This window comes from Rhodococcus sp. RCBS9 (assembly GCF_029457415.1).
Lineage (GTDB): Bacteria > Actinomycetota > Actinomycetes > Mycobacteriales > Mycobacteriaceae > Rhodococcus_F > Rhodococcus_F qingshengii.
Map to the genome: position 1 here is coordinate 2,280,974 of NZ_CP120422.1, position 12,504 is coordinate 2,293,477.

Annotated in this window: 15 protein-coding genes and 1 pseudogene; 6 read left to right on the forward strand and 10 right to left on the reverse strand. The window is 62.2% G+C overall.

The window, feature by feature from the left end:
- Positions 1 to 73: 73 nt before the first annotated feature.
- Positions 74 to 448, forward strand: coding sequence for a response regulator transcription factor (locus P0M12_RS10870; RefSeq protein ID WP_030537434.1), 375 nt, complete (start codon positions 74 to 76; stop codon positions 446 to 448).
- 27 nt (positions 449 to 475) lie between these two features.
- Here the strand turns inward: P0M12_RS10870 and P0M12_RS10875 are convergent, their stop codons facing one another.
- On the reverse strand, positions 476 to 1,132 hold the full coding sequence (locus P0M12_RS10875; RefSeq protein WP_030537435.1) for a response regulator transcription factor: 657 nt from the start codon (positions 1,130 to 1,132) through the stop codon (positions 476 to 478).
- Positions 1,133 to 1,488: 356 nt separating this feature from the next.
- On the opposite strand from P0M12_RS10875, the gene P0M12_RS10880 reads away from it, so the two are divergent.
- The gene (locus tag P0M12_RS10880; RefSeq protein ID WP_277377707.1) at positions 1,489 to 1,950 is read left to right on the forward strand and encodes a DUF6389 family protein; all 462 of its coding nucleotides are present in this window, start codon (positions 1,489 to 1,491) and stop codon (positions 1,948 to 1,950) included.
- Between the two features lie 102 nt (positions 1,951 to 2,052).
- Here P0M12_RS10880 and P0M12_RS10885 read toward each other — a convergent pair.
- Positions 2,053 to 2,343: pseudogene (locus P0M12_RS10885) on the reverse strand (DUF664 domain-containing protein); the annotation flags it as partial.
- A gap of 133 nt (positions 2,344 to 2,476) precedes the next feature.
- Positions 2,477 to 2,953, reverse strand: coding sequence for a hypothetical protein (locus tag P0M12_RS10890; protein ID WP_030537437.1), 477 nt, complete (start codon positions 2,951 to 2,953; stop codon positions 2,477 to 2,479).
- Between the two features lie 374 nt (positions 2,954 to 3,327).
- Here P0M12_RS10890 and P0M12_RS10895 point away from each other — a divergent pair, with 374 nt between their 5' ends.
- A complete protein-coding gene (locus P0M12_RS10895) occupies positions 3,328 to 3,699 on the forward strand; it encodes an SdpI family protein (RefSeq protein ID WP_231782696.1) in 372 nt (123 codons plus the stop codon).
- A 44-nt stretch (positions 3,700 to 3,743) separates the two neighbouring features.
- Here the strand turns inward: P0M12_RS10895 and P0M12_RS10900 are convergent, their stop codons facing one another.
- From P0M12_RS10900 to P0M12_RS10915, 4 genes are all read right to left on the reverse strand, one after another.
- Positions 3,744 to 4,778 (reverse strand): HEAT repeat domain-containing protein, encoded by a 1,035-nt coding sequence (locus P0M12_RS10900; RefSeq protein WP_064689079.1) that lies wholly within the window; start codon positions 4,776 to 4,778, stop codon positions 3,744 to 3,746.
- Between the two features lie 13 nt (positions 4,779 to 4,791).
- Complete coding sequence (locus P0M12_RS10905; protein WP_192712704.1) at positions 4,792 to 5,457, reverse strand: HEAT repeat domain-containing protein; 666 nt, start codon at positions 5,455 to 5,457, stop codon at positions 4,792 to 4,794.
- Positions 5,458 to 5,539: 82 nt separating this feature from the next.
- Positions 5,540 to 6,010: a DUF2269 family protein gene (locus P0M12_RS10910; RefSeq protein ID WP_277377708.1), complete on the reverse strand. Its 471-nt coding sequence runs from the start codon at positions 6,008 to 6,010 to the stop codon at positions 5,540 to 5,542.
- A gap of 34 nt (positions 6,011 to 6,044) precedes the next feature.
- Entirely contained in the window at positions 6,045 to 6,719 is a 675-nt protein-coding gene (locus P0M12_RS10915) for a DJ-1/PfpI family protein (RefSeq protein ID WP_007735669.1), read from the reverse strand.
- Between the two features lie 205 nt (positions 6,720 to 6,924).
- On the opposite strand from P0M12_RS10915, the gene P0M12_RS10920 reads away from it, so the two are divergent.
- Positions 6,925 to 7,869, forward strand: coding sequence for a helix-turn-helix domain-containing protein (locus P0M12_RS10920; protein WP_054826711.1), 945 nt, complete (start codon positions 6,925 to 6,927; stop codon positions 7,867 to 7,869).
- A 9-nt stretch (positions 7,870 to 7,878) separates the two neighbouring features.
- On the opposite strand, the gene P0M12_RS10925 is transcribed toward P0M12_RS10920, so the two are convergent.
- On the reverse strand, positions 7,879 to 8,967 hold the full coding sequence (locus tag P0M12_RS10925; protein WP_277377709.1) for an ABC transporter substrate-binding protein: 1,089 nt from the start codon (positions 8,965 to 8,967) through the stop codon (positions 7,879 to 7,881).
- A gap of 134 nt (positions 8,968 to 9,101) precedes the next feature.
- Entirely contained in the window at positions 9,102 to 9,773 is a 672-nt protein-coding gene (locus P0M12_RS10930; RefSeq protein ID WP_277377710.1) for a DNA alkylation repair protein, read from the reverse strand.
- A 146-nt stretch (positions 9,774 to 9,919) separates the two neighbouring features.
- Between P0M12_RS10930 and P0M12_RS10935 the strand changes: the two genes are divergently transcribed.
- Positions 9,920 to 11,266, forward strand: coding sequence for an APC family permease (locus P0M12_RS10935; protein WP_277377711.1), 1,347 nt, complete (start codon positions 9,920 to 9,922; stop codon positions 11,264 to 11,266).
- A 25-nt stretch (positions 11,267 to 11,291) separates the two neighbouring features.
- Positions 11,292 to 11,660, forward strand: coding sequence for a hypothetical protein (locus tag P0M12_RS10940; RefSeq protein WP_007735659.1), 369 nt, complete (start codon positions 11,292 to 11,294; stop codon positions 11,658 to 11,660).
- Positions 11,661 to 11,710: 50 nt separating this feature from the next.
- Here P0M12_RS10940 and P0M12_RS10945 read toward each other — a convergent pair whose 3' ends face one another.
- Entirely contained in the window at positions 11,711 to 12,415 is a 705-nt protein-coding gene (locus P0M12_RS10945) for an SDR family oxidoreductase (protein ID WP_003943023.1), read from the reverse strand.
- Positions 12,416 to 12,504 lie beyond the last annotated feature (89 nt).

Consider the following 12,504-nt stretch of genomic DNA (forward strand, 5'->3'; position numbering starts at 1 on the left):
GACGCCCGGGTTCCCCGAGAAATTACGGGTAGCGGTAATGCCGGGTGCGCCGACGTCTGACAGCCTTGACAGGGTGAAGTCTTCCGACCGGAGCTGCCTCATCGTCGACGACAGCGATGCATTCTGCACCGCTGCACGACGAGTGCTCGAGGCCGCGGGTATGACGGTTGTCGGAACCGCATCCAGCCTCGGCACGGCCATCACAGTGGCCGAAGCTACCCACCCCGACCTGGTCCTGGTGGACATCGACCTCGGTTTCGAAAGCGGATTCGACGTGGTGGAGATTCTCCACGCCGCCGGTTTGGCGCCGACGCCGGCCATCATCCTTGTGTCGACACACGACGAAGAAGACTTCGCCGATCTTGTCGAATCGAGTTCAGCCATCGGATTCCTCTCGAAGTTCGAACTGTCCGCAGACTCGATTGCGCGGATTCTTTCGCAAGGATGAGTGTGCCGATTCAAACGCAGACACCCGTCAGCTGACGGCATCGAGATACATGATGACTGCGCGCACGCGGCGATGGTCGTCGGCGGTACTCTCCAGATCGAGCTTGGTGAGGATGCTCCGCACGTGCTTTTCGACGGTGCCCTCGGTGATCCACAGCCGACGCCCTATCCCCACGTTCGACAGGCCTTCTGCCATCAGCGTCAGCACTTCTCGCTCGCGGACGCTAAGTGCCGCCAACGGGTCGTCACGTCGCCTGGCCGCCACCAATTCGTAGACCAGAGCGGGATCGATGACCGAGGCGCCGGCTGCGATCCTGTCGAGCGTCGCGACGAAATCGTCTACGTCGGTCACTCGACTCTTGAGGAGGTACCCGATCCCCTTCCCTCCGTCGAGAAGCTCCAACGCATGATCGACCTCGACATGTGCTGACAGTAAAAGCATTGCAACGGAGGGGAACTCTCTTCTTATACGCAGCGCTGCGTCGAGCCCTTCCGAAGTGTGTGACGGTGGCATCCGGATGTCGATGATGGCCAGTTGCGGATTTTGCCCGTCGACCAGTGTCAGCAGTTCGTCCGCATCCCCTGCCTGTCCGACGATTTCCAGGCCTGCCCGAGTGAGCAGGCTGGCCACCCCCTCCCGTAGGAGCACGTCGTCGTCGGCGATGACCACTCGCAGGGCCGTCACAAGACTCGGCTCGATACCTGTTGCACGAGGGCCGCCTTCCACTTGCAGTCCGCACTCGCAAGTGCGTGGCGGCCGGAGATGGGACCACCGCTTAAAAGATAACGGACATATGCCACCTTCACCGCTCTGATCTCGAGGAGCGAAACCGTCGTGCGCAGATTCCGCACTCAACGCTGCGAGTCTCCCCACATCAATACAAGCCAAACCCTATCGATTTCCGAAAATGCTTGCAGGCGAACGGTTATCCTTTGACACGAAGATGCACTGCGAGTCCCCCAGGTCTCGTCATCGCTCCACATTTCGGCCAAGACCCGATACCACCATGCTCGAAGCCACGAGTTCTATATTCTGAGTCCGTGGAAGCTACCGAATACCGTGACTCGCTGAGGTCCGTCCTCGACACCACATCGTCGGTAGTCGAAAGCCGGCTGGCGGCGATGCGCGCCGCGGCGACAGCACATGCCGAAGGCATTGTCATCGACGTCTCCGTGGACCAGGACGGCGAGGGCACTTTCGGCGTCCGGGCGCGATTCGACGATCCGGATGCGTTCAGTTTGAATCAGCAGATCGGCGACGAGCGGGAGCTTTTCAGCGTGATCTGGGGTGAGGAAGGCTGGGAGCCACCGGTTCCCACTCGTCCGCGAGAGTGGTCACGCACGGAACTCGAGAAAGTTATCGTCGGTGTCGTTGCCGAGTGGATCGGCGCGCTCGTTCCCCCGACTGCATCCGAACTGCACTGGGAAGTAACAACTCCCGACGGAGCGACCGACCCGATACCTGTGGGCCCCGATTTCGGTAGTGGACATTCGCCTCAATGAAGCGCGGAAGCTGTCGGCGAGACGGACGACTTCGAACCACTGTTGTGATCGATGTTGCGATGTCACCGACCGGTCGAACCGTCGATAAGTTCGCGGAGGATGTCAGCGTGCCCGGCATGGCGCCCGGTCTCTTCGCTGAAACGTCGCTTTCCAATCCGTCACGTTTTCGGCGAGAAACATCGATCGTTCGACAAAGGTCAAATGATTGACCAGCCCGAGCAAGGTTGTTCCCGACCGAACAATTGTGGTGCGCACCTGAGGTTCCGGAGCACCTTCAACCTCGGCAGCGATCGAATCACGCAGGTAGTCGAGAAACGCGCGCAGCGTATCGGTCTCGCTAATCCCTGTCCGGGGCGGTGGGACATCACGACGGCTCCGACGCGACGTTGCCATGGTGGATCTCCTTCCTCGGTGAAGAACGACGAAGAGGCTTCATTCCTGGATAGGCAGTACCGATCCTTCCGAACTCACGCCGATCCCGCATCAAATTTTGCCGTTGCGGCAAAGGCCGGCTTAATTGCCGGTATCACCGCGCCGAATGCAGGTCGCGCACAAGTTGAGGCGTCCGCCACTTGCCGACCTCGAACGGCCACCGCCGCAGCGGATAAGCGAGACGGGCCACGAAGTAATTGACGTATTCGACGACGCCGAAAGCCCACACCACCATGATGGCCGCCGCAGTGACGAAATGATCTGGTAGCCAAATGAGCACGCCGAGGAGACCGACCGCCAAGACGACAATGTCGAGGACCCGAAACACACGGTAGAGCGCCGCGAGGCGGGCAGGCATCGGCGCCTGCTCGACCCAGCCTCGGGCAAGCAGCCAATAGACACCCGCTTGCACGAGAACCACGAGCATTGGGGCCAGCGCCGACCACAGCGCCGCGGAGTCTTTCGGACCTTCGAGCCGAGGCATCACGACGCTGACAGCCACGGCGGCAAACACTCCCGCGGCGGCCAGTTCGCCAAGACCGAGGCTCAGGTACCTGCGTCGCAAACTCATTCGCCGTTGATCCACCACGTGAGAGACCATATCCGTTGATCACCGCGCAGCGGGTGCGCAGCAGCTTCGAGGCTTTGCCTGAGATGGATCAGGCTCACAGCCAAAGGAATACGGTTCACCTCGACTTGATTCGGGCGGATCATCCGGCACGTGTTGGCGGATCCGGCGGGAAACCTTTTTTGCCTAGGCAATCCACACTAGGGCTTGTCTGAAAACTAGTCCGAGATCGAGTCCACTGCTCATCCGACAAAGCCTGAAAGTGCGTCACCCGATCAGCAGTACATACATTCGTTCGCATACAGTCGGATGTGTCCCAGCGGCACCCCAGACTGGAATGTCCGCTGTGTCAAATCTGCCGACAGGGGGCTGGACGGATGGAATCGCCTGACTTACTGGGTCTGACGGCCTCACTGTCGTCGTCGACGCTTGTCCTCGCGTTCGTTGCCGGGATTCTTCCGCGAGTCGTCGGTGATGAACCGAATCCCGTTGTCGGCATACGCACGAAGGCGACGATCTCGAGCCCCGAGGCGTGGCAATTGGCCCATCGGATTGCGTGGCCCCTTCTACGCCGGACGGCGTGGACAGCCGTAGTGGGACTGTGCATGCAGGTCGTCATCGGTGTCGTGACAGGTTTCGGATCTGTGGTGTCGGCTGGCGCCTCAACAGTCGTGTTTCTAGCGGTGCTCCTTGTCCTGCTCTGTGCAGCGTTGAAGGGCAACGCCGCGGCAAAATCGTTGCGGCGCTGACCACCCGGGCCCGCATTTGTCAGAGGTGCCCTAGTTCTCCGATTTCAGTTCCCGATACGCGGTCGTTCGCGCCGGCGTGGTCCACGGTCCCGCATCTCGAGGATCGCGGCTGCCGTGGACGCGACCGTCTTGTCGTTGTCGCGTGTCAGCCGGGCGAGCGCTTCCCGGGCCGCCGCGCCGGGAATCTCAGCGAGTGCCTGCGTGATTCGCAACCTCGTCGGGGCGTCGTCAGTGCCGTCGAGTCTTGCCTGCACGGCATCGACGACCTCACCGCTTGTCGGTGAGTGCTCCGCGAGAAGACCGAGCACCTCTCCGGCCTCGACGTCGCGTCGCCCGTCGGCGACCATCTCGAGGAGAGCGGGCATCGAGACGGCCTCTCCGCGAGATCCGAGGGTGAGAGCGGCATCAGCGCGGACTATCGCGTCCGAATCATCGAGAGCTCGCTTCAGCGCCCGAGTTGCTTCCTCGGTGTGGATCCCGGAGATGGCCGACGTCGCGCGGCGTCGAACCTCGACGTCCTCCGATTCGAGCCCCTTCGTGAGACCTGCAAGGCCCGCACCTTCGGTCCTCGCCAACGCCCACTGCAACGCTCCGGCCACGTTGGCATCCTTCTCCGACAGGATGGCCTCGACGAGTGCGTCGACGGGCAACGCCGCATTCAGCTCCTGCGACAGGATCGCTTGCTGACGATGAGCAGCGAACTCGGATTCGAGTGCACGCAACAGCGAGACCATGCGCAGGACGTCGTCCCACTCCGAAGGGGCGCTGGCATCGACCCTTTCGAGTTTGGTCAGCAATTCCTCCTCCGCCGCGATCCGTTGCCGAGTGTGTTGCATGAGTTCACCCACCAAATCGGCCGGCGCGAAGTCGGGTTCGTCCAGTGCACGCTTGGCCTCGTTCAACGAGAGCCCCAACGTCCTCAAGCTCTCGACGTGGAAGAGTCGACGGATGTCGTCGGCGGAGTACTCCCGGTAACCGCCGGACGTGCGGCCCGTCGGCTTCACCAGTCCCAAGGTGTCGTAGTGACGCAGCATCCGTGTGCTGACACCACAACGCCGCGAGACCTCGCCGATCAACATCCGTCTCCCCTTCCTACGCGTCCGGGCCGATTGCCGCGACGCGCTTCGCCAACTCGTGTGAGAGTGCGAACCCACCGTCGGGGTCGTGCCAGAGTTGCTTTGTAGCATCAGCATGCGCCCGGACACGCGGATTCGGGCTCATTCCGGCCGCGTCGAGCACCGGGAGTACAGCCTCGCCGAGCCCGGTCAGAGCACGGCTCAGACTGAGCTGCATCTGCAGTTCACCCCGCCCGAGTTCGGTCGCCAGATCCGCTGCGAATGCACCCTCGACTCCTGCCGGCACGAGTGCCACTGCGGCGCGCCACGCACTGCGCGCGACCTCGTCGTCCTGGTCGTGCACCAGCGCAGAGACCTCGGGCCACGCGATCGGATCGCCGATCTTGGACAAGGTGTGGAGCGCCTGACTGCGGGCTTGCGAACCATCGGACCCGAGCTCACGGATCAGCCTCGGCACCGTAATTTCGGCCGGCAAGCGGCACAAAGCCCAGGTCAGCATGTCGCGGACGAAGAAGTCCGGCTCGACGGCGCACCGATCGATCAGGGCATCCGTCAGCTCAGGGTCCGGGCGCGTGCCGACAGCGAGCGCGGCGCGCAGCCGAACCGAGGGATCAGCCGCGGCCAATGCGTCGACGAGGTGAGCATTCTGTCCACCATGGTTGGTTGTGTTCACGACAACCACCTCCTTCGTCGACCATTGGAGTCCTTGTCACTGTGTCAAGGTCAAGCGTCGCTGTCTCCGACACGGGAAATATCGCCTCGGATCACACGCCGGTTGTCGATCCTGGCCGAAAGATCATCAACACGACGACAACGACCCAGAGCAGATTGAAGATCCCCGTCGCTGTGCCCAGTCGACGGGTGAGCCGCGTTGCGACATCCACAACGGACCCGGTTCCTTGGATCGCCGCCATTGTCAGCCGTTGGGCGGGAAGCACGACCGCGGTGAGTATCACGGCGGCAACGACGGTGAGTGCGATCGAGGTGAGGATCCACAGGTCACCGAGCACTCCGAGATTGACGGCGGTCGCGACACCGAGCATCGGAACGACAATGCCGATCGTGGCATACACCCGAACGATGCGATGCAGCATGCCCGTCGTCGCAACACTGGCGCTGTCCGGATCGGCGAGCGCGGCGCGGCTCGCCACCGGGAACATACTCGCCGCCACAGCGACGGGGCCGATGGCAAGAATGGCCGCAATCACGTGGAGGGACAGCAGGATTCCGGTCATGAGATTTCTCGCGTTTCGGTACGCACAAGCGTATTCACGCAGCGTCCGGGGCGAAGGTGATTACAGGCTCGGCGCCCTTGGCCGACCACACCGTTCCACGACGCTCGTAGTCGAAGAGCGCTTCGACCTCGAGACTTATCCGGGGCCCGAGGCATCGTTCCAACAGGTACAGGCCAAGGTCGAGACCGGACGTCACACCGCCGGCGGTGATCAGGTCACCGTCGTCGACGATTCGTGCCTGGATCGGAATAACGCCGCCGGCCGCCAGTGCGTCCACGGCAAGATGGTGTGTCACGGCGCGGCGCCCTTCGAGAAGCCCCGCCATCGCCAGCGCCAAAGATCCTCCACAGACGGTCGCAACAAGAACACCAGGATCGTCGAGTGCACGCCGCATCATGACGGGCAGTTCGGTTTCCGTTGTGGCCGCGAGTCTTTCCGGCAAACTGGTGCCCGGCTGGTCCGCATCGGGTTCGAAGAGACCCGATGCTCCGGGAACGATGATCAGATCCGCGTGTTCGACATCGAGGGTTGCAGTGGCGGTCATAGCGAGTTCACCACTTCCGCTCAGGACAGTCCGAGGCCCCTCCGCACTGACGAGTTCGACACTCAACGCCCCACCGCTGGCGAGACCCCCGGCGTAGAGCACCTCGTACGGACCCACGACATCCATGGGATCGAATCCGTCGAACAACACGATCTGCGCGTGCACTGCAACCTCCGATTTTGTGCGACGCGCTCCTGTGCGCGTCGCTGTTCCTACGACAGTAGGAGGAAGTTGACCCCTGCGGCGACGGCTGAAAGCCAACCTTCGACGGCTTTCAGCCAACCTCACATATTCTGTGAAATACCAGTTGAGAGGATATTTCACGACACGAGATCACAGAATCTCGCGCCACATACGCTACGTTTCAGACATGCATGACGTTGCAGTTCTCGCGTTGCCCGGAGTGGTGCCGATGGACCTGGCAGCACCCCTCGAAGTCTTCGGACGATGCAGGCTTCCCTCAGGCGCACCGGCCTACCGGACCGCCGTGTGCGCGCTCACCGAGGAGGTGGAGACCGGAACGTTCACGATGCGCGTACCGCACGGACTGTCACGTCTCGCCCAGGCCAGCACGATCATCATCCCGGGCACCGCCGATCTCGATGTGCCGATCGACCCCGAGATCATCGAAGCCCTCAGAACTGCCGCGGATCGCGGCACGCGCATCGCCTCACTGTGCGTCGGCGCATTCACCCTCGCCGACACAGGCCTGCTCGACGGACTTCGCGCGACGACGCACTGGGCGGCTGCGTCGGAGTTGGCCCGCCGGCACCCGGCTGTCGACGTCGACGCCGCCGTTCTCTACGTAGACAACGGGCACGTCCTGACTTCCGCCGGCGCCGCGGCCGCACTCGACCTGTGTCTGTACATGGTCCGTCAGGACTACGGGTCCGCGGTCGCCGCCGACACGGCGCGGCTGAGTGTGATGCCGCTCGAACGTGCCGGAGGGCAAGCACAATTCATCGTTCACGAGCCTCCCGTACCCAGCGGGACAACCCTCAGGCCGCTACTGAACTGGATGGAAGAGAACCTCGGGGAGCAACTCGACATCACGACAATCGCGGCCAAGGCAACGATGAGCACTCGCACGCTCAACCGCCGATTCCAGGAACAAATCGGTACGACGCCGTTGCAGTGGCTCCATCACGCGCGGCTCCGCCAAGCGCAATTTCTGCTCGAGACTACCGACCACTCGATCGAACGTGTTGCGGGACAAGTCGGATTCAATGCCGTCACGACATTCCGCGAACGCTTCCGAGACCTGGTCGGTACCAGTCCACAGCGATACCGGACGCAGTTTCGAACTTCCCGCTAGCGGGCCGGGTCAGCCCTTGACGTTGCCGGCAGCGGTGTTCAGAACTGTGGCGACGTCGTCGAGGATGTACGGGATGGTCAGGACCGTCAGTCCGCCGAACGCGAAGTTCTTGTCGACGCTGAAGTCCTTGGTGGATGCCGTACGCCCATCGACGATCACCGGCTGAGCTGCCACCAGTGGCTCGGCGAGGAACGCGTTCAGAGAGTCCTTGTCGTAGGCCACCACGAACAGCACGTCAGACGCAATCAGCGGCGCCTGCTCGGTGCTCAGCTCGAAGTACACGGCCTCCGGATCCTTGGCGGGATCGGCCTGCTGGATCGTCGGCTCGTTCTTCAGACCCAGCTGCTCGAGGAACTCGACACGCACGTCGGCGTTCTTACTCACCGCGAACGTGCTCGGGCTGTTCGGGAGTGCGATGGTGACGGTCTTACCTTGCAACGCAGGGTTCTTCGCAGCCGTCGCGCTGATCGCGGCGTTGGTCTTGTCGATGAGCGTGCCGGCCTCGGCCTGTTTACCCAGCGCCTGACCGGCGATGGTCACCTGGTCCTGCCACGACGCGGTCCACGGCTCGTCCGGGAAGGAAACCACCGGCGCGATCTTCGACAGTGCGTCGAATTCCTGCTGAGTGAGCCCGGAGTACGGGGCGAAGATGAGATCTGGTTCAGCCTTGGCGAACTGCTCGACAGGTGCTTCGCCCGTTCCGTCACCCGACAACAAGGTGGGCTGCTCGCCACCGAGCTTGTCGAGTGCCTCGGCGTCCCACTTCAGAATGCCCTGCGCGTCGGCCCCGTACTGAGGTCCGGAAAACGTGGGCATCGCGACCGGGACGACCCCGAGCGCCAGAAGGGCATCCTGGTTGGACCAACCCCAGGTAGCAACCCGCTTGGGCTCGTCCTTGATCTCGGCCGTGCCGAGAGCCGACGTGATCGTCACCGGAAACGCGGCATTCGCCGCGGACGAAGTCTCGGTGCCACCACCGTCGTCGTTGCTGCTGCAGGCCGCCATTCCAGTTACGAGGCCGCATGCCGCCAGGACAGCTACCATCCCGCGGACACGGCTGCGCCGCTCCGATGACGCTCGACCCGGAATCCTTGTCACTGAAGCACCTCTCGACCGATTGACCTGCTCAGACACCTCCAGCGGGTGACGACGCCAAACGTAGCACAAAGGTTACCCTTGCCTCAGTTCCAATAGGGTCAAGAACCGCACGCCGGCCCCGCGACAAGATCGAGCTACTTTACAGACTGACGCCGCACCATCTCCGCGATCCAGATGGGCGCAAACGGCGAGGTGCAGTTCGGTGGAGTCGGGTAATCCTCGAGCACCCGCAGTCGCTCACCGATCTCGATTGCCCGGGCGCGGTACTCGGCATGTTCGATCCCGATCTGAGCCAGGCAGTGATTCATCGCCCATTGCAGGCGGTCAGGAGCATCCTTCATCTCCGCCTCGACGACGTCGAGTAGCCCTGAAAGGTCAAGTCCCTCGGGCTTCTTCGCGACACGTTCGGTGGTCAGAGCCCACCCGGCGCTAGCGACCACAGGATCAGGGTCAGCGGTCCAGGCCACCCGCAACTCCTCGGCATGCGGGTTCTTCTTCACCACGTAATTGACGAGCCAGTCCTGCACCTTCGGAGTGCGGGCCTCTCGCAACATGACATCCAACTCGTCACGCTCGAACGCCTTCGGGCGGCAGATCAAAAGGGCCAACAATCGCGCCGCGGTATCGCCCGTCGCCCAAAGCTGTTGTGCGAGTTCCTGCTGAGTCTTCAATCGCTTCGCAACAGCGCGCAGTTTTGTGAGGTTCACACCGTGATCGTCACCGTGCTTCTCGTTCACCGCACGCGCCTTCGGATCTTCGAGAGCAGCCAACTCGTCCATCACCGCGGCAACCGTCGTTTCGGCCACTTCGTCCTCCAGTCACTACTTCTGCGATTCCCCTACAAGCAAAGCACGGGAAGGCGGGCGACCTACGTTTGAAACCTCGGCCAATGGGTACATGACTGCTCCTGAGGTGGCGGCACGTCACCATGAAGACAGGATGAACCTTGCACATGCGACGCGCCGCGAGGGCCGAGAACGTGGACGAAACCGCACGCCGCGACGAAGGCGGCAGTACGAACACTCTGACCCGGGCGATAACCGGCCCACTCCTTTTCGTGTTCATCCTCGGAGATGTTCTGGGCGCCGGTATCTACGCGTTGGTGGGCGTCATCGCCGGTGAAGTTGGTGGAGCCGTCTGGGTACCACTGCTCGTAGCGCTCGTCATGGCATTGCTGACAGCAACGTCGTATGCCGAACTGGTCACCAAATATCCGCGAGCGGGCGGCGCAGCCGTCTTCGCCCAACGGGCGTATCGGAAACCACTGATCTCGTTCCTTGTCGGCTTCTCGATGCTGGCGGCCGGCGTAACCAGTGCGGCGGGACTCGCCCTCGCATTCTCGGGCGACTATCTCAAAGCCTTCATCGACGTCCCAACCGTTCCAGCGGCGCTCGTCTTCCTGCTCCTGGTGGGACTTCTCAATGCCAGAGGCATCAAGGAGTCGATGCGCGCCAACGTCGTCATGACAGTCGTGGAGGTCACCGGGCTCGTCCTCGTTGTCGTCCTCGCTTGCATAGTTCTCGGGCGCGGCGACGGAACCCTGAGCCGCGTCGTGGAGTTCGACGACAGCCGATCGCCTGCACTCGCGGTGCTGGCTGCGGCACTCCTCGCGTACTACTCTTTTGTCGGCTTCGAAACGTCCGCGAACGTCGCCGAAGAAGTGAAGAACGTGAGCAAGGTCTACCCACGCGCACTGTTCGGAGCATTACTGACAGCCGGCGCCGCCTATGTCCTTGTCGGCCTGGCTGTCTCGGTGGTCCTGCCCGCCGACGAACTTGCCGCATCCTCCGGGCCACTGCTGGAAGTTGTGTCAGCTGCCGACGTCGGCGTTCCGCCTCGCCTGTTCAGCCTGATCGCGTTGGTCGCCGTCGCCAACGGCGCACTGCTGACAATGATCATGGCGAGCAGGCTGACATACGGGATGGCATCGGAAGGCTTGCTCCCGAGCGTCTTCGCTCGGGTACTGCCGCAGCGACGGACCCCCTGGGTGGCGATTATCGCGACCACAGCAGTTGCCATGGCTCTCTGCGTCACCGGATCGCTGTCAGCCCTGGCGGAGACGGTGGTACTCCTGCTGCTTTTCGTATTCATCAGCACCAACATCGCCGTCCTGGTTCTGCGCCGTGACGCAGTGCAACACAAACACTTCCGAACGCCGATCATCTTCCCGATCCTCGCTCTCGGTACGTGCGTTGCGTTGCTCACCCAGCAGAGCGCTGCGACGTGGTTACGCGCATCATTACTCTTGGCCGTCGGAGTAGTGCTGTACGCCATCTCCCACCGCCGATCCACGAAGTGAGGTGCGATGTACAGGAGCCGGTGTGATGACCGACAGTTCTGACGCGTCAGATGTAATTCAGCGTCGAGAGCGAAAGATCAACAGGCGAACCCTGACGTACGGCGTGTCAGTCGTTCTGGCTACCGCGGTTTTGGTTATCGCGATCGTGTGGTTGGGCTCCCGGCGGGGCGAATGCTTCGGTACCGACACCTTGCTGTGCTCACAGAAGGATCGCCGACTGGCGGTCTTCGTCCCGAGCCTGATGTTGCTGCTCGGGACCGTGGGCGCGTTCTTGCGAGCCTCCCTGCGATTGCACCGCCTGCGGCGCCTCTACATCCGGCCGTACATGGCGTGGGCCTTGGCGGGCCTCACCCTGACGTATCTGACCGGAGCTTACTTCTTGATCGGGGTTTAGATTCTCTGAATACGTCTGTTCAGCAACCAGATTGAGTCGACAGCCGCAAATCAGAATCGCGGATCGTCGATCGCAGTGAGGACTACTTCCCGCACTGACGTCGAAGACGACAAACTCGAGATCGAGCGCACCGTATCCACAACGTCATGTACCGGGACCAGAGATCCCTCTCCCCTGGCGGCAGCGACGTCTCGGGGCACGTCGAGTCCGTCTTCTGTATTGAGATATCCGAGATGAAGGACAGTCACGGCGAGTCTGTCCTTCCGGTAGCCCTCTCTCAACGCGTCGGCAATGCCGTTGATCGCGAACTTCGATGCACCGAACGCAACCTCCGGCCTACCGCTTCGCGGGAGTCCCGAGGTGGACCCGGTCAAGATGATCCGAGGTCGAGGACGGCCGATCATTCTCGGGATCAGGCGCTTGAGCAGGAGAATTGTGGCCGTGATGTTGGCGTTGATCATTTCGAGCATTTCCATGTCCGATTGTTCTGCGAATGCATAGTCAGTGGTGAAGGCGTCCCCTTCCCAAATCCCGACGTTGCAAATCAGGGTGTCTACACCTCCGACAAGCTCCTGATCGATCGAGTTCGCCGCCGTAACAGGGTCGGTCAGGTCTACTTCGATCCACTCGGAGACGTCGAACCCGTCAGGGCGCCGCCGAGAGATGCCGAGAACTTCGTGGCCGTCGCTCCTCAGTCCCTCGATCAAAGCACGACCGAGACCTCGGCTCGCACCGACAACAACCGCCCTCGCCACAATTACACCCTTCGTCGTCGCTCGAACCGATCCTATCGATCCAGCCGTCGCCGGTAGTTTCGTCGAGAAGCGAGAGACTCAGATTCGCA

Bases quoted from the DNA above. Each gene is read 5' to 3' on its own strand.
- P0M12_RS10890 (WP_030537437.1), bottom strand. From the start codon at position 2,953: ATGAGTTTGCGACGCAGGTACCTGAGCCTCGGTCTTGGCGAACTGGCC.
- P0M12_RS10895 (WP_231782696.1), top strand. From the start codon at position 3,328: ATGGAATCGCCTGACTTACTGGGTCTGACGGCCTCACTGTCGTCGTCG.
- P0M12_RS10900 (WP_064689079.1), bottom strand. From the start codon at position 4,778: ATGTTGATCGGCGAGGTCTCGCGGCGTTGTGGTGTCAGCACACGGATG.
- P0M12_RS10910 (WP_277377708.1), bottom strand. From the start codon at position 6,010: ATGACCGGAATCCTGCTGTCCCTCCACGTGATTGCGGCCATTCTTGCC.
- P0M12_RS10920 (WP_054826711.1), top strand. From the start codon at position 6,925: ATGCATGACGTTGCAGTTCTCGCGTTGCCCGGAGTGGTGCCGATGGAC.
- P0M12_RS10935 (WP_277377711.1), top strand. From the start codon at position 9,920: ATGCGACGCGCCGCGAGGGCCGAGAACGTGGACGAAACCGCACGCCGC.
- P0M12_RS10940 (WP_007735659.1), top strand. From the start codon at position 11,292: ATGACCGACAGTTCTGACGCGTCAGATGTAATTCAGCGTCGAGAGCGA.